12 protein-coding genes and 1 riboswitch are annotated in these 21585 nt (G+C 62.1%); of the genes, 8 read left to right on the forward strand and 4 right to left on the reverse strand.

What is annotated here, in order from left to right:
* Positions 1-133 precede the first annotated feature (133 nt).
* Positions 134-5020 (reverse strand): DUF4082 domain-containing protein, encoded by a 4887-nt coding sequence (locus AC1DD5_RS05080; protein WP_477520712.1) that lies wholly within the window; start codon positions 5018-5020, stop codon positions 134-136.
* A gap of 366 nt (positions 5021-5386) precedes the next feature.
* Here AC1DD5_RS05080 and smc point away from each other — a divergent pair, with 366 nt between their 5' ends.
* Positions 5387-8968 (forward strand): chromosome segregation protein SMC, encoded by a 3582-nt coding sequence (smc, locus tag AC1DD5_RS05085; protein ID WP_477520713.1) that lies wholly within the window; start codon positions 5387-5389, stop codon positions 8966-8968.
* Positions 8969-8988: 20 nt separating this feature from the next.
* Entirely contained in the window at positions 8989-10197 is a 1209-nt protein-coding gene (gene ftsY, locus AC1DD5_RS05090; RefSeq protein ID WP_477520714.1) for a signal recognition particle-docking protein FtsY, read from the forward strand.
* 65 nt (positions 10198-10262) lie between these two features.
* On the opposite strand, the gene AC1DD5_RS05095 is transcribed toward ftsY, so the two are convergent.
* Positions 10263-11483 (reverse strand): MFS transporter, encoded by a 1221-nt coding sequence (locus tag AC1DD5_RS05095; RefSeq protein WP_477520715.1) that lies wholly within the window; start codon positions 11481-11483, stop codon positions 10263-10265.
* A 224-nt stretch (positions 11484-11707) separates the two neighbouring features.
* Here AC1DD5_RS05095 and AC1DD5_RS05100 point away from each other — a divergent pair, with 224 nt between their 5' ends.
* Together AC1DD5_RS05100 and AC1DD5_RS05105 are read left to right on the forward strand one after the other, a co-directional pair.
* Positions 11708-13036, forward strand: coding sequence for an ammonium transporter (locus AC1DD5_RS05100; RefSeq protein ID WP_442003948.1), 1329 nt, complete (start codon positions 11708-11710; stop codon positions 13034-13036).
* Entirely contained in the window at positions 13033-13371 is a 339-nt protein-coding gene (locus tag AC1DD5_RS05105) for a P-II family nitrogen regulator (RefSeq protein ID WP_442003949.1), read from the forward strand. Before AC1DD5_RS05100 ends, AC1DD5_RS05105 begins: the two co-directional genes overlap by 4 nt.
* Positions 13372-13481: 110 nt before the next feature.
* Here AC1DD5_RS05105 and AC1DD5_RS05110 read toward each other — a convergent pair whose 3' ends face one another.
* Entirely contained in the window at positions 13482-14882 is a 1401-nt protein-coding gene (locus tag AC1DD5_RS05110; RefSeq protein WP_477520716.1) for a glucose-6-phosphate dehydrogenase, read from the reverse strand.
* 171 nt (positions 14883-15053) lie between these two features.
* Between AC1DD5_RS05110 and ffh the strand changes: the two genes are divergently transcribed.
* Together ffh and AC1DD5_RS05120 are read left to right on the forward strand one after the other, a co-directional pair.
* Entirely contained in the window at positions 15054-16631 is a 1578-nt protein-coding gene (gene ffh, locus AC1DD5_RS05115; protein WP_477520717.1) for a signal recognition particle protein, read from the forward strand.
* A gap of 108 nt (positions 16632-16739) precedes the next feature.
* Positions 16740-17462, forward strand: coding sequence for an alpha/beta fold hydrolase (locus AC1DD5_RS05120; protein ID WP_442017159.1), 723 nt, complete (start codon positions 16740-16742; stop codon positions 17460-17462).
* Here the strand turns inward: AC1DD5_RS05120 and thiC are convergent.
* Positions 17445-19304 (reverse strand): phosphomethylpyrimidine synthase ThiC, encoded by a 1860-nt coding sequence (thiC, locus tag AC1DD5_RS05125; RefSeq protein ID WP_477520718.1) that lies wholly within the window; start codon positions 19302-19304, stop codon positions 17445-17447. The two genes, AC1DD5_RS05120 and thiC, sit on opposite strands and share 18 nt — an antisense overlap.
* Positions 19300-19407: riboswitch (TPP riboswitch) on the reverse strand. Its footprint overlaps the gene before it by 5 nt.
* Positions 19408-19503: 96 nt before the next feature.
* On the opposite strand from thiC, the gene AC1DD5_RS05130 reads away from it, so the two are divergent.
* Complete coding sequence (locus AC1DD5_RS05130; protein ID WP_477520719.1) at positions 19504-20592, forward strand: amidohydrolase family protein; 1089 nt, start codon at positions 19504-19506, stop codon at positions 20590-20592.
* Between the two features lie 70 nt (positions 20593-20662).
* Positions 20663-21535 carry a VOC family protein gene (locus AC1DD5_RS05135; protein WP_477520720.1) on the forward strand — a complete coding sequence of 291 codons (873 nt, stop codon included), beginning with the start codon at positions 20663-20665 and terminating at the stop codon, positions 21533-21535.
* Positions 21536-21585: the final 50 nt, after the last annotated feature.

Raw genomic sequence — 21585 nt, forward strand, 5'->3', positions numbered from 1 at the left:
TGGATGGTGAGCGGCGTGCTGTGCCCGTGCAATAGCTGAGGTTAACTCTGACGTTAAATGCTAACGTCCGGCCCTGGAGTTCAGGGGGCCGGACGTTAGCAGTTCGGAGGCGTGTTAATCCGTCAACAGATCCTCAGCAGATCCCGAGAAGGCCGCAGACCAAACCACCTGACTGGGTGGGAGTCGGGGATGGGCTGGGTGTGGGAGTCGCTGTCGGGGTTGGAGTTGGAGTTGGAGTTGGAGTTGCTGTCGCCGTGGTCTGCGTCTGTGTCTGCGCTTGTGCCGGAGCAGCACTGGTGGAGTACACCACGTCCACGAAGTAGTTCGTGGCATTGAATGAGTTCGCAGGCATCACACCTCCGGAACCGTATCGGTACACGCCGTTATTAGGTCCAGAAGCCGTAAATACACCACTCGTCCAGGTCTGGTTGAAGAAGCCAGACGTGTAGGAGTAGCGGCCGTTGGGTGCGCGGTAGGACACCACGTAGGTCTGGCCGGTCGACAAGGCCACCGGAGCCGACAATGTAGCAGTTTGCCATCCCGTAGCGGTCTCGTTGGTAAAGGTCACCTGTGCCAGTCGGGTGCCAGCCGAGTTCCACAGCGATCCTACGTGCGTACCTGTGTTTCCGGTGCCCTTGTAGAAGCGGATACCCGTTACGTTGCCTGCTTGCGAAACGCTGAACGCCGTTCCGAGCTCCACGGACTTCGTCTCGGATGCCGCCGCAACTTGCGGCAGGAGCGAACCGAAGATGGTGCTCTGCTGCACTGTTGCCGCCGCCGTAGTGAACTGCCAGGTGGTTGGCGGAAGGGTCTGTCCCTGGGGTGTCGCTACATTGGAGGCAGTGGCCGTGATCACAGTGCTGGCAGGCAGTGCAGCTGCAGGTGTGAAGGTGATGGTCCTGGAATCTGCGGACAATGCTGCTGTTCCCGCTACCGACGCTCCGCTGGCGTTGAGCGTGAAGGACGCGCTGGGGTTGATGGCGGTGGAGAACGTGATGGAGGGTTTCACATCAGTAGGGATCCCGGTTGCTCCAGGTGCCGGCACCTGGGCCGTGACGCTCAGTGGCTGCGGAGCCAGAGCGAAGACCAAGTCCACCATATAGCTGGCAGTGGATGCCGTATTCGGGAAGTCGCCGCTATACGAGTAGGCTCCGGAATCGGTAACCACCCGCAAAGGACCGCTCGCAAAGCCGTCACCGAATCCGCCTGCAGTGTATGAGTACGTGCCGGTGGGAGCTTTGTAGGCTGCTACGTACTCAGTGTCCGCTTGGATGTTGACGGGTTGACTGAAGGTTGCCGTCTGCCAGCCCATGCTTGATTCGTTGGTGAACGTAACAGTGGCGAGTTGTTGTCCGGCAGTCGTGTAGAGGGAACCGGTGTGTGTCCCGGTGTTACCGCCAGACTTGTAGAAGCGGATTCCTGTTACCTGGCCCGCCGTATCACTGCTGAACCTGACGCCCAAGGCCAGTGCCGCGCCGTCGTTCACTTCGGGAGTGGTGGGGGTGGTGGTGTCCTGATACAGCGTGCAGGGGCATACGCCCGGGGTGCGCGGTGCAGGGACGGTGGCGAACGTCCAGGTATTTCCTGAGATCGGCGTCCCGGACACGGCAGTTGCGGTTACGGTGGCCGTGTAGCTCGTTCCGGCAGCCAGCGGGGCGCTGGGAGTGAACGTGACCTTGCGTATTGATTGGTCGTACGCTGTGGCGCCGGCCACCGCAGCGCCACCTGCAGTCTTTAGCGAAAGCGCGACGCTGGAAGTTACGGCAGCCTCGGAGAGCACACCGCTGACGGTCGTATCCAACGGCACACTGGAGGCGTTTGGCAGCGGAGACTGGTTACCCACAGTAAATGGCGGTGCGGAGACCATGACTACGACATCCACGAGGTAGCTGGCCGTAGAGCGGGAGCTCGGGAAATCGGTGCTATACGAGTACGCGCCCGCATCGGACACTGTCCGCAAGGGGCCTACACTCATACCCGAGCCAAAGCCGTTGCTGGTAGCGGAGTAGGCACCCGTCAGCGACTTGTACGAGGCGATGTACTCCGTGTTGGCAGCCATTTGGACAGGTTGGCTGAACATAGCCGTCTGCCAACCCGCACTGCTCTCGTTGGCGAACGTCACTGTCGCCAGCTGTTGTCCGCTGGAGGAGTACAGGGCACCAGTGTGAGTGCCGGTGTTTCCTGCCGACTTGTAGAAGCGGACTCCTGTCACCTGCCCCGCGGACACGCTGGAGAAGCGGACACCCAGTGTCAAGGGAACGCCGTCCTGGATCTCGGCGATGCCGGGGGTGACACTATCGTTGTACAGGCTGCAGGGGCAGGACCCTGGGGGTGGAATGGTGGCAGCAGTCGTGAACGACCACGTACCTCCCGAGGTTACTTGCCCGCCGTTGGTAGCCGTGGCGGCAAGCGTCGCCGTGTATTGGGTACTAAACGCCAGTTGGGACGTCGGTGTGAACGTCGCCTTCCGGGCCACGGCGTCGTAGGTGGTGGTGCCCGCAACCGCGCCGGCAGAGGACTGTACGGTCAATTGGACGGTGGCAGCAGTGACGGCCTTCGAGAAGACACCGCTCACCGTGGTCGAAACGGAGACACTCGAGGAAGAGGGGATGGGTGTTTGTCCGGAAACAGTGAGTGGTGAGGTGTCTGTGGTGCTGAACACCGCGTCCACAAAGTAGTTGCCGCCGTTAAAGCTCGAGGTGGGGAAGCCCTGCGATGTGTTGTACACACCGGCCGCTTCAGCGCCGAAGCCACCTGCCACTTTCAACGGGGGGTCGTTGAATCCGGTGTAGGCCCACTGGAAGTCCTTCGTGGAGTAATGCCCCTTGGGCGCCCAATAGGAGACCGTGTATTTCTGGCCCGCAGTCACGGGGACGGGTTGGCTGAACAGCACAGTCTGCCAACCGGACGCTGTCTCACTGGCGAAGGTCGCGGTAGCCAGGCGGGTACCGGTAGCGCTCCAGAGGGATCCCGTGTGCGTTCCGGTGTTGGCCGTGCTCTTGTAGAACCGGACACCGGTGACGAATCCGTCAACGGAGGGAGAGAACCGCAGACCCATCTCGTACGCGCCGGCGTCGCCGGAGTCCACCGTTGGCGGGACTGTTTGCCCAAAGACGCTGTAAGGGCCGTTCAGGCTGAGGTTTCGGGTCGCCACAGCACCGATGTTGGCGCTGTCGTCGATGCCACGCACTTGAATTGTCGCGGTGGCAAGGCCCTTCTGAATGTAGCTGTAAGTCCACGTCGCTTTACCGCTGGCTGGGTGCCACGTGGCACCGCCGTCCGTTGAAACTTCGACGCCGGCAACCACACCACCGACGTCAGTTGCAGTTCCGCTGACAGTCACGTTGGTTCCATGAGCCAGTGAGGCACCATCGGCTGGTGCGTTGATGGTGACAGTCGGGCCGGTTTTGTCCCCGCTGGCCGCAGTTGCAACGAGCCCTGCAGCAAGGGAGGCCGGCGAGGCACCCATGTCTGCAAGCAGGTTCACTTGGGCCTGCCTCATACGGGCATCGGCGGGGGCGCCGGTGCCGTCGTGTTCCTGGTCCAGTCCCCACGTCCACTGGACGCTGCCGGCAGAGAACACCAGTGCGCCGCTGGGAGCCCGGTAGAGGGTCAGGTGATGTGTCGTGGTGCCGGGCTTGGTTGTGTTTCCGAAATCCTGGAGGTATTCGCTGACGGCTCCAGTGGTGGTTGACAGCTGGATCTGGCCCGCCGGGCGGAAGCCATTATCCAAGTCTTCGTCGGATTCATAACCTATGGTGTGCTGAGCCAGCACTGCCGAAGAGCCTGCTGCAAGTGAGGCCAAGGACGTGTTCCGCCACAGGCGCGTCTTTCCCTCCGCAGCGGAGACAGTCACGGGAAGATCAGTGAAATTAGACATGTAAAGCGTCCCAGTTACGCCGTTTTCCGGGAGGCCACCACCATTCGCCTGCGAGGCGAACCGCGGATCCCTCCAGGTTCCCGTCCATTGGGCAGTGGGATCGATCTTGGCGTTTGACCAGGTCTCCTTGTAGCAGGTCAACGTCCTCCCCGCCGCACCATCGACACTGGACGGTTCGAATCGGGTGCGCCAATACATTTCGTTGCCGGAGAGGAATTGGAGGTTGACGCCCGCGTCCCGTGCAGCAGTGACATTGGCGCGTTGCGGGCCGGACCAGTATTCGTCATGGCCCACGGACAGGAACACCTTATGGTTGAGCAATTCGGCTCCGTTGCGGTCCGAGTCGAGGCCGCTGATGTAACTGACGTCGTATCCGTTTTGCTCCAGAAAGCGCACCATGGGATATTCATTGGCGAAATAGAAGTCGCGGCCACCAATCCCGTCCCGGGTGGCTACAGGACGGTTGTAGCTGACTTTATAGGCCCGGCCGTTGTTGGCGCCCTGGTAGAAGTCTGAACCGCCGTACGTGTTGTAGGCCTGCCAGGTCTCGTCGGCAGTCTGGAAGACAACGGCGGAGTGATTGCCGTCGTTGCGGACAATAAAGGTGATGTGGCTCTGCCCACCTGTGTCGGGCCGCGTGAGGAGCGCGATGTAGACGCCGGAGACTGCCGTCGAAGGAACTTGCCACGTCGCCGAAACGGCCCACGTGCCGCAGTCATAGAGTTCCGTTGTGAGATCGCTCCGGCAAGCTGGTTGGGTTTGGCGGAACGCCGAGGGCGTGACATCGGCGATCTTGCGTGCTCCGTTGCCGCCATACCAGCCGGTGCGGTAGATGCCGATGGTGTAACTCGGAGCCCTGGTGTCGATCTTAAACTTGATTGCCTGCCCCACATTGACGCTGATTTCCGTGGAGAAGCCTTGGATGCTGTCGTCACCGGCACCATCAATGTCCCACTCCGAGGGTGGACTTCCGGGTTTGGAATTTTCACACACCACAGGATTCATTCCAGGGTCGCATGGTCCCGCTGCGACGGCCGCCGGGGCAGTAAGAGGCAGCAAAGCTGCAACCATGGCAATCACCAAAGGCAAGAGAAAACCTTTGAGGACTTGCTGTGGTCGGGTAGCTGAAGGACCGGTCATCAGAACTCCTGGAGTGGTACGCCAATTGCGAATATGGGTCCGCGTTTAGCGCACGGTCCCTGCTTGCCGCTCCCCAGCCAGGGTCAAACCAAGATCTTCAGTTATGGAATACGGGTTCTGCACTTGGATGATCGTTTCCGAATATCTGAACCGTATCCAGCCTTTACCCGAGGGACCTTCAGGTAGAAGCCGGATCACCGGAGCGAATCCGCCAAGTAACCCTTGGCAGGAGTGTAGGGGCGCAGCATCCCTGCCGCAAGGCTTTCCCGTTACAGATCCATGGATTTCGACCAAACGGCAGTAGATTTAGGGAGACACAGCCGCCCGCAGGGGCTGACAACGGGCCATCCAGGAGAACCAACCACCTTGCATTTGAAAAGTCTGACTGTCCGCGGATTCAAGTCGTTTGCGTCGGCCACGACGTTCGACTTCGAGCCCGGCGTCACCGCGGTCGTCGGTCCGAACGGCTCGGGCAAGTCCAACGTCGTGGATGCCTTGGCGTGGGTCATGGGCGAGCAAGGCGCCAAGACGCTGCGCGGTGGAAAAATGGAAGATGTCATCTTTGCCGGCACGTCGGGCAGGCCCCCTCTGGGACGCGCCCACGTTTCCCTGACCATCGACAACGCGGACAACGCGCTTCCCATTGAGTACAGCGAAGTCACGATTTCCCGGACACTGTTCCGGACGGGAGGCTCCGAATACGCCATCAACGGTGCGCCTTGCCGGCTCCTGGACATCCAGGAGCTTTTGTCCGATTCCGGACTGGGACGCGAGATGCACGTGATAGTGGGCCAAGGCCAGCTGGACCGGGTCCTGCACGCGACGCCTGAAGACCGTCGCGGTTTCATTGAGGAAGCCGCAGGTATCCTCAAGCACCGGCGCCGCAAGGAAAAAACCGTCCGCAAGCTCGAAGCCATGCAGGCCAACCTCGCCCGACTTGGCGATCTCACCGCAGAGATCCGCCGCCAACTCACCCCCTTGGGCAAGCAGGCAGAAATCGCCCGGCGTGCACAAACAGTCCAATTCGATGTCAGGGATGCCCGCGCCCGGCTCCTCGCCGACGACCTCGTTGCACTGACATCGAGCCTGGAACAGGATGTCGCAGACGAAGCCGCCCTCAAGGAACGCCGGCAGGTGGTCGAGGCAGAACTGGGCGATGGCCGGCGACGCCAGGCCGCATTGGAGCAGCAAGCAGCCGAAGCAACCCCCCGGCTCAATGCAGCACGGGACAACTGGTACCAGCTGTCAGCAGGCCGTGAGCGGCTCCGCTCGCTGGGTTCCCTGGCAGCCGAGCGTCGACGGCTGCTGGGCTCATCAGAAGCCTTGCCGGACGCCGGTCGGGACCCCGAACAGCTGGAGCGCCAGGCGGCGAAGGTCCGCGGGGAACAGGCCGTCTTGGAACACGACATCCTTGCCAAGCAGGCCGCCCTCCTGGAAGCAACAGTGGCGAAGGATTCTGCGGAGGCGCTCGCAGCCGCCGAGGACAAACGGCTGACGGCCATGTTAAGGGCAGCAGCTGACCGCCGCGAAGGGCTCGCCAGGCTCGCGGGCCAGGTCGCGGCCGCACGCTCCAGGGCAGAAGCGGCGGAGGCGGAGCGTGGCCGACTCCGCGAATCATTGGCCGCGGGCAACGAGCGACGCCGCCACGCCCAGAGCGAATTCGCAGCACTCGAATCCCAGGTTGCAGGGGTTGAAGACGGCGAAGAGAGCCTTGACGCCGAGTACGAGAATGCCACTGAGGCCCTGGACGCCGCGCTGGCGGAGATCGAAGAGCTGAAATCCGCAGAACGGGAAGCACTTCGCCAACGGGATGCCCTGACCGCCCGCCGGGACGCTCTCCTTTTGGGTCTCAACCGCAAGGACGGCTCGGAGCGCCTGCTCTCCGGAGATGTCCAAGGGATCCTGGGGCCGCTTGCCGGGATGCTGGCCATTGAGCCAGGTTATGAGGCCGCGATAGCAGCGGCGCTGGGCTCTGCTTCGGACGCGCTCGTGGTCGGGGACTCCGCTGACGCCGTGGCCGCGATCCAACTGTTAAAAGCGGACGACGCCGGCAGGGCCGCGCTGCTGTTGGCTGACGTTTGGCCTGGGGCTACTGAAGCGTCCTCCTTACAGCTCCCGGCTGGCTGCAGATGGGCGGTGGACGTCCTCAAGGTCACGGAACCGGCTGTCCAAGGTGCCTTGGCCCTGCTGGCCGGGATCGCCGTCGTCGATGATCCGGCAGGTGCTGCAGCGCTGATTGGTGGGCACCCCCAACTCAAGGTGGTCACCCGCGCAGGGGATGTTTTCACGTCGCTGACCGCCCAGGGCGGCTCAGCCACCGCGCCCTCCCTGCTGGAGATCCAGGCAGCAGTGGACGAGGCTGTTGCCGGACTTCAGGAGGTAACTGCCCGATTGGAACGGGGCCGGTTTGCCCTGGCTGGCGCTGAAGCCCGCCGGGCCGAGGCGCAAGACCGGGCCGATGCTGCCTTGGAAAGGCTGCATGAATCCGATGCCCGCCTTGCCGCCGTGGCAGAGCGCCTGGGGCACTTGAACTCACTTCTGCGAAGCGCGGTCGGTGAAAGCGAACGCCTGGAGTCTTCGCTGGCGCGCGCGGAAGCGAACATTGCAGAAGCCAGGTTGGACCTTGAAGTCGCGGCCGAGCGGCTCGCCGCCGCCCAGGAAGCTCCCGACGAGGAACCCTCCACCGACCAGCGGGATGAACTCGCGGCGCAGGCGAGGTTGGCCCGTTCGAACGAAATGGAAGCCCGTCTTGCCCTGCGCACGGCAGAAGAGCAATTGGGGGCCATCGCTGGCCGGGCGGCCTCCCTGGAACGCGCAGCAGCTACGGAGCGGCGGGCCCGTGAAGAAGCCGCGCGCCGGGCGCAGAGGCGGCGCGCCCAAGCCCAACGTGCTGGTGCAGTGGTGTCGGCCGTTGAGCAAGCGCTTCGTTTCATCGATATATCAGTGGATCTCGCGGCCCGTGAACGCGACGTTGCCGAGCAAGCACGCGAGCAACTGGAGAGGGAACTGTCCGGCGTACGCTCCGGGAACGAGTCGCTGGCAAAGGAACTCGCCGAACTTACCGACTCTGTGCACAAGGATGAGATGGCCAGGACCCAACAGCGTCTTCGCATCGAAGCGTTGGAGGCCCGCTCCATCGAGGAACTCGGATTATCGGCCGAACAGCTCATTGCAGATTACGGCCCCGATCAACCTGTCCCACAGCCGGCAGCCGCAACCACGGACAAATGGGCGGAACTCCGCGCACCGGTAGACGAAGCGGGTGTACCGCTCGTGGAAGGAATTCCCTTCGACCGGGCGGAGCAGGAGAAAAGGCTAAAAAAGGCCGAGCGTGAATTGGCGGCACTGGGCAAGGTCAACCCTCTGGCGCTGGAAGAGTTTGCCGCCCTTGAGGAGCGTCACCAGTTCCTCAGTTCCCAACTGGAGGACCTCAAGTCCAGCCGGAAGGACTTGCTGGACATCATCAAAGAAGTCGATAACCGCGTCCAACAGGTCTTCACCGAAGCCTTTGCCGATACCTCAGCGCAGTTTGACCGCGTCTTTGCACGGCTCTTCCCCGGAGGCGAGGGCAGACTGGTCCTGACGGATCCGGACGACATGCTGACCACGGGGATCGAGGTGGAAGCCAGGCCGGCAGGTAAGAAGATCAAGAGGTTGTCCTTGCTCTCCGGCGGCGAACGGTCACTCACAGCTGTGGCACTGCTGGTGGCGATCTTCAAAGCCAGGCCGTCGCCTTTTTACGTCATGGACGAGGTGGAAGCGGCCTTGGACGACACCAACTTGAGCCGGCTCATCACGATTTTCGAAGAGCTTCGGGAGTCCAGTCAGTTGATCGTCATCACGCATCAGAAGCGCACCATGGAAGTCGCGGATGCCCTCTACGGCGTCACGATGCGTGGCGACGGGGTGTCCACCGTCATCAGCCAACGGCTCGGTGCCGGGGCATAGCTTTATGAGAAGGTAGGGGAGTGAACGATTTCCTACCCATAATTCTGTCCATTCTCGCTGCGCTCGTCGTGGTCGGCGGGCTGGTGCCGGTACTGATGAAGGCCCGGAAGTCCGGCGCCAACTACCCTGGAACGCGGGACGCCAATGACCCCGTTCAGTCATCGGCCGCAGGCAGCGGAACCCTTGTGGAGGACCGGCCGGACGCCGTTACAGCACCTCCTGCCCCAACCTTCGACGGACGAGTCGAAGGTGCCGATGTTCCGGATGACGCCGCCGGGTTGGAGACCATCGCAGTAGAGACACCGGCGCCTGTGGAAGGCCGCCTCACTCGCCTCCGCGCCCGTTTGGTGAAATCGAACAACATTCTGGGCAAGGGTCTGCTGGCTCTGCTGTCCGGCGACAAAATCGATGAGAACGTGTGGGACGAGGTTGAGGAGACACTGCTTCTTGCCGATCTCGGCACCGAGCCCACCATGCAGTTGGTTGATGCCCTCCGGGAACGCGTGAAAGTGCTGGGCACCCGCAGTCCCGAGGATGTCAAGGCCATGCTCCGTGAAGAACTCATCAAGCTCGTGGATCCCACCATGGACCGTTCCCTCAACATCGAGCGCAAGGGTGACCGACCCGCCGTCGTGCTTGTTGTTGGTGTCAACGGTGTGGGCAAGACCACAACGGTTGGCAAGCTGGCGCGCGTGCTGGTGGCCGAGGACAAGGACGTGCTCCTCGGTGCTGCGGACACTTTCCGCGCCGCAGCTGCTGAGCAGTTGGCCACATGGGGCCAGCGTGTCGGCGTACCCACCGTTAAGTCAGACATCGATGGCGCCGATCCTGCCTCCGTTGCCTACGAAGCTGTCAAAGCGGGCATCGACCAGGAGGTCGACGTCGTCATGGTGGATACCGCCGGACGCCTGCAGAACAAGACCGGCTTGATGGACGAACTCGGCAAGGTCAAGCGAGTCATCGAGAAACTGGCCGAGGTGGACGAGGTCCTGCTGGTCCTGGACGCCACCACGGGTCAGAACGGTCTGAACCAAGCACGCGTCTTTGCTGAAGTGGTCAACATCACAGGCATTGTGCTGACCAAATTGGACGGCACGGCCAAGGGCGGCATTGTGGTCGCTATCCAGAAGTCCCTCGGTGTGCCCGTCAAGCTCATCGGCCTCGGCGAAGGTCCCGACGACCTCGCACCGTTCGATGCTGAGGGCTTTGTGGACGCCCTGCTTAACTAGCGCCGGCGCCCAACTGACTGACAGTAGTGGTTGTTTTGAGTGATCAAAGCAACCACTACTGTCAGTCAGTTTTTGCTTTTAAGGGGTTCGCGCGCAAGGAGCCATGCCATGGCCGTAAGCAGCAGCACTCCGCCGGTGACAGCAAATGCAAGTCCGTAGCCGAAGCGATCGGCGAGGATTCCAGCCACGACGGGCCCGATGATGGCTCCGGTATCTGCGGCCATCTGGAAGACTGCCAGCACCTTGCCACCGGAGCGCCCACGGCCAATGACGTCAGCGACAGCAGCCTGCTGCGCCGGGCCCAGCAAGCCGGAACCGAAGCCGGCCACGGCGGAAGCGGCGAAGAATGCCGGAAGATCCGTCGTCAAACCGATGATTCCAGTGGCGAGGCCAGTGATGACAAGGCCGGGAATAAGCAGGGGCTTCCTTCCCCAGGCATCGGCGAGGCGCCCGGAGAACGTCAAAGCGAGGGCATTGCCTACAGCAAAGACGGCCAAAGCCCATGCCGCGGTCTCCGGTCGCGACTGAAGTGCCGCGACGGCAAAGAGCGGAATCGTGGCCATCCGCACACCAAAAGTCACCCAGCCATTACCAAAACTGGAAAACACAGCCGCCCGGTACGCGGAATCCGCCAGCGCCTCCTTCAACGTCATGGGCGGAGCGTGGGTGGCATCCTGTCCGGGCGTACCCTCGCCGCTGAGCATTGTACGGACCACCAGTGCTGCAACGAGCAAGGCCGCCGCGTAGGCAAGGAACGGTACCCGAAGGCCGAAGCCAGCCAGCAGGCCACCAACAACCGGGCCCAGGACACTCCCAATCAGAAAGGCCGACGCGTATGCGCCCGAAACACGGCCCCTTCGTTCCGGCGGTGCCAAACGAATGAGCAGCCCCATGGCGGCGACTGTAAACATGACCGAACCCGCTCCGCCGAGCCCCCGGAAAACCAGCAGCTGCCAATAGTTCTGGGCGAAAGCGCAGGCGGCAGTGGAAGCGGCAACGATCAGCAGGCCGGACACATACACGTTCCGTTCGCCGAAGCGTCCGATGAGCGAGCCCCCTGCCGGGGCGAAAACCAACCGCATGAAAGCGAAAATGCTGACAATGATGGCGGCAGCGGTGGCTCCGACGTCGAAGGTGGTGGCGAATTGAGGGAGTACCGGTGCTACCAGCCCGAAGCCCAGCGCAATTAAGAACGCGGCAGCCAACATCACCTTGATGTCGCGGGGCAGCGGTTCCTTCTCCCGCCGGATCCTTGGATCTTCAACGGATCTGGGCGACTCAGTCATGTGGTGCGGGTCCTTCAATTCTGTGTATTTGCGGGGAAGTGTGACGCATGAAACATATCCGTAACAACGGTGATATGCACCATTTACGTTGGGGAGGTTGTTGTAACGAGCCTGCAATGTAAAACCTGCGCAGGCGAAACACTGCGCCGCAAAACTCTTATGTAGAACGCAAATGCGTTGGCACAGGCGGCTTAGCCCGCATCTTAAGCAGAGAGGACGCAGACATGGACTTCACCGCCGGTCTCGTTTGGCTCCTGGTCGCTTCAGCATTAGTGCTGTTCATGACCCCGGGCCTGGCATTCTTTTATGGTGGCATGACCCGCGCCAAGGCCGCCTTGAACATGATGATGATGAGCTTCATCGCCATCGGCACGGTGACAATTGTCTGGGTGCTGTGGGGCGCGTCAATGTCCACCAGCAACACGGACAATTTCTTCCAGATCTTCGCGAACCCGTTCAGCCACTTCGGACTGCACAACTTCACGGATCCCGCGGACCTCCTTCACGTTGGCTACGCCGCAACCTTCGCGATCATCACCGTGGCTTTGATCTCCGGCGCGATTGCGGACCGTGCAAAGTTCTCGGCGTGGACCCTTTTCACTTTGATCTGGGCCACGCTGGTATACGCACCCATGGCTTTCATGGTGTGGGGCGGCGGGCTCTTCTCCAAGGACGGCTGGTTCGGCCAGACGTTTGCACCGGTCATCGACTTCGCCGGTGGAACGGTAGTGCACATCAACGCCGGTGTTGCGGGCCTGATCCTCGTTCTGATCATCGGCAACCGCAAGGGCTTCGGCAGGGACCCCAACCACCGTCCGCACAACGTACCCCTGGTCATGCTCGGTGCGGCAATCCTCTGGTTCGGCTGGTTCGGCTTCAATGCCGGTGCAGCTGCTACCGTGGAGCAGGCTGGCCTCATCTGGATCAACACCCTCGCCGCACCGGCAGCAGCCATGCTCGGCTGGTTGATCGTAGAGCGCATCCGTGACGGCCACCCCACCTCCCTCGGAGCAGCTTCGGGTGTCGTTGCCGGACTCGTTGCCATCACCCCTGCCTGCGCCAACGTTTCCCCGCTCGGCGCCATTGCCCTCGGCGTCGTAGCCGGCGTCGCCTCTGCCCTCGCTGTCGGGTTGAAGTTCAAGCTCGGATATGACGACTCCTTGGATGTGGTGGGCGTGCACTTGGTGTCCGGCGTCATCGGCACAGTAGCCATCGGTTTCCTCGCTACCCCGACCCAGGGCCCCGCCGGTCTGTTCTACGGCGGTGGAACCACCCAGCTGGTTGCACAGTGCCTCGCGGCGCTTGGCTCGATCATCTTCACCGGGGTCATGACGTTCATCATCGCCTTCCCCATCCACAAGCTCATGGGCTTCCGTATCAGCGAACGCCAGGAGATTGCCGGGGCGGACCTCAGCCTCCACGCTGAAACGGCCTACGAATTCGGCATCGGCGGACACGGCGGCAGCTTCCAGCCCCTTCATGACCTCATCACCGGCAAGGCACCGGCCGATTCCGAAGCAGCAGTATCAGGCAAGGAGAGTGTCCAGGCATGAAGCTCATCACAGCGATTGTCCGTCCGGAAAAGCTTGAAGCAGTCCGGGAAGGCCTGGAAGCGTACGGGGTCCAGGGCCTGACGGTCAGCGCGGCAAGCGGCTACGGCCGGCAGCGCGGCTACACCGAGGTGTACCGCGGGGCCGAATACAACGTGGACCTGCTGCCAAAGATTCGCATTGAGGTTCTTGCCACAGACGAGCAAGCAGACGACATCCTGGATGTCCTGATCGCAAGCTCGAATACCGGACGAGCCGGAGACGGCAAAGCCTGGACCGTGGACGTCTACGAAGCAGTTCGAGTCAGGACCGGGGAGCGCGGCTCTGCCGCCATCTAAGTCCTGAGGTCACAATCCTGACATCACACTCCTGACGCGAAAGCGGGCCGGGTACCAGCCAAGGTACCCGGCCCGCTTTGTGCGTAGCTGCTGCGCCGTCGCGGACCGTCTTAATTTTCGACGGCGGTGGGCCAGTCCGCCGGCCCGGCGCTACCGGCGTCGTACTCCTCCAAGGGGACCGTATCCCGTTCCCAGGCGCGAAGGACGGGCTCAACGATCCGCCAGCAGTCCTCGGCTGTGTCACCCCGGACGGAGAGCAAGGGATCGCCCGTGAGCACGCCTTCAAGTACTTCACCGTAGGGAAGCATGTCTGCCGCGTTGAGCTCTGCGACGAGGCTGGCCCGGTCCAGTGTGAAGATGTCGCCTGGACCATTCACGTCGGCGTCGAGTTGGAGGACGTCCGGCCCGAATCCAATCCGCAGTTGGTTGGGGGAGTCCACGCCAGAGAATCCGGTGGGCAGGTGCGGTACCGGGCGGAAGGTGATCACGGCTTCCTTCCTTCGGCTCCCTATGGCTTTACCGGAGCGAAGGAGGAAGGGAACGCCTTTCCACCGCCAGTTATCAATGTCTACGCGGACTTCGGCCAGCGTCTCGGTATTGCGGGAAGGATCGACGCCTTCCTCGGCGGTGTAATCGGTCACCGTCCGTGCCCCGAGGGTTCCTGCCGTATAACGGGCCCGGCGCGTTGAATCGTGGTAAGGGGCCTTGATGCTGCTGGCCCTCAGGACCGTGGCCACAGCGTCACGGAGGTCACGTTCATGGATGCTGGCTGGTGCATCGATAGCGATGAAGGCCATGATGTGCAGCAAATGGCTTTGGATCATGTCACGTAACGCACCGGCGCCGTCGTAGTAGCGTGCCCGTCCTTCAAGCGCGAGGTCCTCGTCGAAGACGATTTCCACCTTTTCGATGTGGTCGCGGTTCCACACAGGCTCAAGGAACCGGTTGGCGAACCGCAAGCCAAGAATGTTCAGGACAGTGGCCTTGCCCAGGAAGTGGTCCACCCGGTGGATGTGGTCCTCGGGCACCAGGGCGGCGAGTGTCGCGTTAAGCTCACGTGCAGATTCAAGGCTGGAACCGAAGGGCTTTTCCATCACCAGGCGAGTACCTGCGGGCAATTGCTCGCGGCGCAGGACTTCACAGGCTTTCTGGCTGATGTGGGGCGGCAGGGCGAAATAGATAGCTATCGGCCCTTCCAAGTGTGCCAGGAGGTCCGCCAGGGGCCCATCGGCAGTCACGTCCACTTGGTGGTACTCGGTGGATCCGGCCACAGCTGCCAAAGCGTTGCGCCCGCTTGCATCGGCGGCCTCTGATGCGGCCGCAAATGCTTCCTCGACCCGTTCTTGCCATTGCTTCAACGTCCAGGGGTCGGACCCGGCTCCCACCAGCCGCAACCCGGGCGCCCGACCGGTAGCGAGCAGCCCTGCCAGTCCGGGGAGGAGCAGCCTGCCGGTCAGGTCACCGGAGGCGCCAAGGATAAGCAACGTTTTTACAGTTGTTTTGCTGGTCATTGTGCCAGCATGCCATCTTGCAGGTGCGACTTGGTACCCTAGATAGTCGAGTCCCTTGGTTGACGCAGATTTGTTGGGGTTGAGACAAATTTGTTGGGGCAAGAACAAGTCAAGACTCTGGCGTGCCGCACTGGCCGCCAATCGCAGACCATCGAAAGAAGTGCACGGCGCGTGTTCAATTCACTCTCTGACCGGTTGACAGCAACCTTCAAGAACCTCCGTGGCAAGGGCCGCCTCTCCGAGGCTGATGTCGATGCCACCGTCCGGGAGATCCGTCGTGCCCTCTTGGACGCGGATGTTGCCGTTTCGGTGGTCCGCGAATTCACGTCCCGCATCCGTGAGCGGGCTCTTGGTGCCGAGGTTTCCGGTGCGTTGAACCCGAGCCAGCAGATCGTCAAGATCGTCAACGAGGAACTCGTGGAGATCCTCGGCGGTGAAACCCGGCGCATCCGCTTGGCCAAGACCGGCCCCACCATCATCATGCTGGCCGGCCTCCAGGGTGCAGGCAAGACCACCCTCGCCGGCAAGCTGTCAAAGTGGCTGAAGGCGCAAGGCCACAGCCCCATGCTGGTTGCCTGCGACCTCCAGCGGCCCAACGCCGTAACGCAGCTTCAGGTTGTCGGCAAGCGCGCAGGCGTTCCCGTCTTCGCGCCGCACCCGGGAGCAACCTCGGAGCTGGATCACCCTGCTGGTGACCCTGTGGCGGTCGCCAGCGCAGGTGTGGAAGAAGCGCGCCAGAAGCTTCACGACGTCGTGATCGTTGACACCGCCGGCCGCCTCGGCGTGGATGCCGAGATGATGGATCAGGCACGCCGGATCCGTCAGGCGATCATCCCGAACGAAGTCCTGTTCGTCATCGACTCCATGATCGGCCAGGACGCCGTCAACACGGCCATGGCCTTTGACGAAGGCGTCAACTTCACCGGCATCGTGCTGTCCAAGCTCGACGGCGATGCCCGCGGTGGCGCCGCACTTTCGGTTGCGTCGGTCACGGGTAAGCCAGTCATGTTCGCGTCCACTGGTGAAGGCCTGGACGACTTCGAACTCTTCCACCCGGACCGTATGGCGTCGCGCATCCTGGACATGGGTGACGTCCTGACCTTGATCGAACAGGCTGAGAAGGCCTGGGACAAGGACGAAGCTGCCCGGATGGCGAAGAAGTTCGCCGACCAGGAAGACTTCACCCTGGACGACTTCCTGGCCCAGATGCAGCAGATCCGCAACATGGGTTCCATGAAGAAGATGCTCATGATGATGCCGGGTGCCCAAAACATCCGCCAGCAGCTGGAGAACTTCGACGAACGTGAAATCGATCGCGTTGAGGCGATCGTCAGGTCCATGACTCCGCATGAGCGCGTTGCTCCCAAAATCATCAACGGCTCCCGCAGGGCCCGCATTGCAAAGGGTTCAGGTGTGCACGTTTCGGAGGTCAACGGCCTCCTGGAGCGCTTCGCCCAAGCCCAGAAAATGATGAAAAAGATGGCCCAGGGCGGCATGCCCGGCATGCCGGGCATGCCTGGAATGGGCGGCCCAGGCGGCGGCCGCAAGGGTGGCAAGAACGCTCCCAAGAAGAAGGCGCGCTCCGGCAACCCCGCAAAGGCAGCCCAGGAACTCCGCGAGGCTGAGGCCAAGCGTGCCAACGCGGCCTCGGCAGCTCCGACGGGTGCGGCGTTTGGCCAGGGCGCTCCGGACTTCGATCCGTCCACGCTGAACCTCCCCAAGGGCTTCGAGAAGTTCCTGGGTAAGTAAGCGGAACCTCCGAATCAATACTGTGACAGTTGGCGCCGTTGTGAATGTCCATAACGGCGCCAACTGCTTTTTGGCTGGGATGTCAGAGCTCTGGACTAGGGTGAATCCATGCACAAGCAGCGCGTAGTCTTCGTCCACGGACTGGGGAGCTTTGGCGCCTCGGCATGGCCCAAGCAGCACGGTATGGCCCTGTCGTATGACGCACTTTTCCTCCGCCGGCACGGCTTTGATCCCGTGGCTGAACCGTTGGAATCCGACGTCGCTGCGGATGTAGGCATCGTAGTGGCTTCGCTGGTGGATTCTGGTGGAGGCCATGTGGTGGCGCATGAGCAAGGTGCAATTTCTGCCATGCTCGCAGCAGTTGAACGCCCGGACCTGGTGCACTCGCTGACACTTGTTGAACCGGCTTGTTTATCCTTGACGGCCGAGCTGCCTGCCACGACATTCCATCGTTCGCTCATGGAGCCGCTGTTTGATGTGCGGAGCAAGGTTAAGGACGCCGACTACGAACGCGAATACTTCAGGCGTGCATTTTCGGCCGAAGCCAGCGGGCTGGACACACCCGAAGCGCGCCGTTCCGCACGTCGCCTCCGGCTTCAGGCGCCTCCTTGGGAGGCGCCCCTGCACATTGTTCCTGGCGTTCCTACCCTTGTCCTGACAGGCGGGTGGGAGCCACTGTACGAAGAAATCGCCGGGTACCTGGAGGACACCGGTGCCCTGCGACGCGTAGCAGCGGGAGGGCACCGGCCCCAGGACTCGGTAGATGGAGACCGGATTATTCGCTCTTTTGTAGCCGATATTGTCCGGACGAGGTCAGTTAAGGTTTCCTGACGCTGCCCTCTTGGTGGAGGACATCCGGGTAGTGGGAAGCTGCAGCTCCGGCAGGTACACCTTGCCGCCCGACGCCAGGAATTCTTCGCTCTTTTCCCGCATGCCGTCGTATATCCCTGCAATGGCGGCCTGCGCGTCGGCGGAACCGAACTCGTCCCTGATGTCTTGGCTGATGCGCATCGAGCAGAATTTGGGTCCGCACATCGAGCAGAAGTGCGCCGTCTTGGCAGGTTCGGCAGGAAGTGTTTCGTCGTGGAAGGCTTCGGCAGTAACCGGATCCAGGGACAACGCGAACTGGTCCCGCCAACGGAACTCGAACCTGGCCTTGGACAAAGCGTCGTCGCGTTCGTTTGCGCCCGGGTGTCCCTTGGCGAGGTCCGCTGCGTGCGCTGCGATCTTGTACGTGATCACACCGGTCTTCACATCGTCCTTGTTCGGCAGTCCCAGGTGTTCCTTGGGCGTTACGTAGCAGAGCATGGCCGTGCCGTACCGCGCAATTTCCGTTGCGCCGATTGCCGAGGTGATGTGGTCATAGCCAGGAGCGACGTCCGTGACCAGCGGTCCCAAGGTGTAGAAGGGGGCACCTTTGCACAGTTCCTGTTGGCGCTCCACGTTCTCGCGGACCAAGTGGAAGGGAATGTGTCCGGGTCCTTCAACCATCACCTGCACATCGAATTCCCAAGCCCGCTGGGTCAGCTCTGCAAGCGTATCGAGCTCGGCGAACTGCGCGGCGTCGTTGGCGTCAGCCGTGGCACCGGGGCGCAATCCGTCGCCCAGGGAGAAGGCGACGTCGTACTTAGCGAAGATTTCACAGAGCTCATCAAAATGCGTGTAGAGGAAGTTCTCCTCGTGGTGCGCCAAGCACCACCCGGCCATGATCGAGCCGCCACGGGAGACGATGCCTGTCACACGGTTTGCCGTCAAGGGCACGTAGCGCAGGAGCACCCCGGCGTGGATGGTCATGTAGTCAACGCCTTGTTCACACTGCTCTATTACGGTGTCCCGGAAGATTTCCCACGTGAGTTTGTTGGCTTCACCGTTGACCTTCTCCAGGGCCTGGTAGATGGGCACGGTGCCGATCGGAACGGGGGAGTTGCGGATGATCCATTCGCGGGTTGTGTGGATGTCGTCTCCGGTGGAGAGGTCCATGACGGTATCGGCACCCCACTGGGTTGCCCATTGCAGCTTGTCAACTTCCTCGGCTATGGAACTGGTGACCGCTGAGTTTCCGATGTTGGCATTGATTTTGACCAGGAACGCCTTGCCAATGATCATGGGCTCGGACTCGGGGTGGTTGATGTTGTTGGGGATGATGGCGCGCCCGGCAGCCACTTCGCTGCGGACCAGCTCAACGTCGCAGTTCTCCCTCAGCGCCACAAACTGCATTTCCGGCGTGACGATGCCTTGCCTGGCATAGTGCATCTGGGTGACGGTCTTACCCTCGACGGCGCGGCGGGGCACCGGTTGCGCCCCCTTCCACTCCTGCGAGGCTGCGCCGCGGCGTACCGCTGATTTGCCGTCGTCGAGCAGGTTCCGCTCCCGCCCGGAGTATGCCTCGGTATCACCTCGGTCTTCGATCCATCGGGTGCGGAAGGGCTCCAGGCCCACTACGGGGTCGCTGCCCGGACCTGCAGTTCGGTACACCTGCAGTGGCTCGTTCGCCTCACCGTTGGGAGAGGACTCCAGTGCAATCTCCGTGACGGGGACCCGGATGCCATGGGCGCGGTCTTCCAGCCAAGCCAACGAATGGGATTTCAGCGACTGTGTGACGGTTTCCGTCGTCTTTTCGCTGATGTTGGCCTGGTTTTCGGCAGGGCTGTGCTGTGTTTCGGTGGTGCTCAAAGGATTCCTCACTTCCTTCGCCGGCATTACCCGGACAGGTTCAACGGTCGCAGACTGCTTCAGTCCGATCTCAGCCCCTGCAGGGGCCCCCGTGTGGTCGTAGACGAAGCTACCACAGCTCTGATCGGGGACACAGTCATCGTCGTAGCGCTTACCCATCCGGGAGGTTTGTGGCATATCGGCAGATTAGGCTTTTGGCATGGCCTACATCATCGAATTCACCGGTCCTGTGCTTGTGGCAGGCGACGATCAACGGCACGGGCTGTGGTCCGTTGATGGCAAACTCACGTTCGAACGTCCCGTCGCTGCGCCGGATTCCGTACTGGATGGGTGGGTCCTTCCTGGTTTTGTGGACGCCCATTGCCACATTGGACTTGGGGTCGGCGGGGCGGTTGATGAGCAGACAACTCTTGCCCAAGCGCAGGCCGACCTGAAAGCCGGCACGTTGTTGATCCGTGACGCCGGCTCGCCAAGCGATACGCGTTGGGTTCAGCGCCGGGAGGATCTCCCACGGCTTCTTCGCGCCGGACGCCACATCGCCCGGAGCCGGCGTTACCTGCGTGGTTTGGGCCACGAAGTGGAGCCGGACGAACTCGTGGAGACAGCCCGCAAGGAAGCCCGGGACGGGGACGGTTGGGTGAAACTCGTGGGCGATTGGATCGATCGCGGGACGGGCGACCTCTCGGTTTCCTTCCCTCGGAACGTCGTGCGGGATGCGATTGCGGCCGCCCACGACGAAGGGGCCAGGGTGACGGCCCACTGCTTCGCTGAAGACACCATTGATGACATGCTCGACGCCGGGATTGACTGCATTGAACACGCCACAGGACTCTTGCCCCGGCATATTCCCCGTCTTGTGGAGCAGTCTGTCCCGATCGTTCCTACCTTGATTAACATCGCTACTTTTCCGGATATCGCAGCCCAGGCCGCGCCTAAGTTTCCGGTCTACGCCGAGCACATGACCCGTCTTTGGGAGCGACGCCGTGAAAGGGTACTGGAGGCCTTTGAAGCCGGTGTTGGCATCTTTGCGGGAACGGATGCAGGGAGCGTGATCAAGCACGGCAGGATCGCTGACGAAATGAAGGAACTTTACGACGCCGGCCTGCCGCCCACGGCCGTCCTGGACGCCGCCACGTGGGGCGCACGGATGTGGCTGGGAGCCGAGGGCCTCAGCGAAGGGGCAAGTGCCGACGTCGTGCTTTGCCGGGATGATCCGAGGAAGAACCTGGCAACTGTGGCGAGCCTGAACCATGTCGTCCTGCGGGGCAAAGTGGTCCGCTGGGAATAAATTGAAGCTTCAAGTAATTTAGATAAGTAGAACGTGCCGAAAGGCGGCCATCTATCACCGGGAGCTTCGCATGACCACGACATCCAATCAGGACCTCCTTCCTGCCGAACTCACTATGGGCACCGTCATGCTCAAGGTTGGCGATATGAGGGTGATGAGTGACTACTATCAGCGTGCCCTGGGTTTGGAGATCGTGGCCGAGCAGGATGGCGGGCTGTACCTGGGGCGGGTGGGCAAGCCAGTAGTCCATCTCGCTCCCGCTGCCGGCCTGCAGATTCCAGGCCGTGGGGAAGCCGGGCTTTTCCATACAGCCATCCTGTTCCAGGACCAGCCTTCCCTGGCGGCCACCATCGCCACGGCCGCAGAGTATGAGCCGCGTGCTTTTGTGGGCAGTGCCGACCATTTGGTGAGCGAGGCGTTCTACTTCACGGATCCGGAAGGCAACGGCATTGAGCTCTATTACGACAAGCCGCGCGATGTCTGGCAGTGGGATGGCAAGAATGTGGTGATGGACAATGTTGCCTTGCCGCCCCAGCGTTTCCTCCTGCAACACTTGAGTGAGGCTGCCGTGACGGGCCAGCGGGAAGCAGCTGCCGGCGTCGGGCACGTGCACCTTCAGGTAGGTGACGTGCAGACCGCCCAGGATTTTTATGTGGACACCCTCGGTTTTGAGAGGACGGCGGGCTGGCACGGGCAGGCGTTGTTTGTTTCTGCCGGCGGCTACCACCACCACATGGCGATGAACGTGTGGAACAGCCGCGGGGCCGGGCCCCGCAGGGATACCCTGGGCCTGGGCGAGGTCCTGATCGAAGTTCCGACTGCCGATGACGTCGCCGCACTGGCTGACCGGCTGAAAGTTGCGTCCGTGGCGAACCGCCACACGGGCCTGGAGCTGCAGTTCGAAGACCCTTGGCGCAACAAGCTGCGCGTGGCAGTGCGCTAAGCACCCTGGCGGGAAGCGCCCTCGCGCTGGCTTCCGAATGCAGGGGCCGG

It is taken from the genome of Paenarthrobacter sp. 10L420 (assembly GCF_056395385.1).

What these genes read in the sequence shown, in the direction of transcription:
- AC1DD5_RS05080 (WP_477520712.1), bottom strand. Translation starts at nt 5,020, where the DNA reads ATGACCGGTCCTTCAGCTACCCGACCACAGCAAGTCCTCAAAGGTTTT.
- AC1DD5_RS05095 (WP_477520715.1), bottom strand. Translation starts at nt 11,483, where the DNA reads ATGACTGAGTCGCCCAGATCCGTTGAAGATCCAAGGATCCGGCGGGAG.
- AC1DD5_RS05100 (WP_442003948.1), top strand. Translation starts at nt 11,708, where the DNA reads ATGGACTTCACCGCCGGTCTCGTTTGGCTCCTGGTCGCTTCAGCATTA.
- AC1DD5_RS05105 (WP_442003949.1), top strand. Translation starts at nt 13,033, where the DNA reads ATGAAGCTCATCACAGCGATTGTCCGTCCGGAAAAGCTTGAAGCAGTC.
- AC1DD5_RS05110 (WP_477520716.1), bottom strand. Translation starts at nt 14,882, where the DNA reads ATGACCAGCAAAACAACTGTAAAAACGTTGCTTATCCTTGGCGCCTCC.
- AC1DD5_RS05120 (WP_442017159.1), top strand. Translation starts at nt 16,740, where the DNA reads ATGCACAAGCAGCGCGTAGTCTTCGTCCACGGACTGGGGAGCTTTGGC.
- AC1DD5_RS05130 (WP_477520719.1), top strand. Translation starts at nt 19,504, where the DNA reads ATGGCCTACATCATCGAATTCACCGGTCCTGTGCTTGTGGCAGGCGAC.
- AC1DD5_RS05135 (WP_477520720.1), top strand. Translation starts at nt 20,663, where the DNA reads ATGACCACGACATCCAATCAGGACCTCCTTCCTGCCGAACTCACTATG.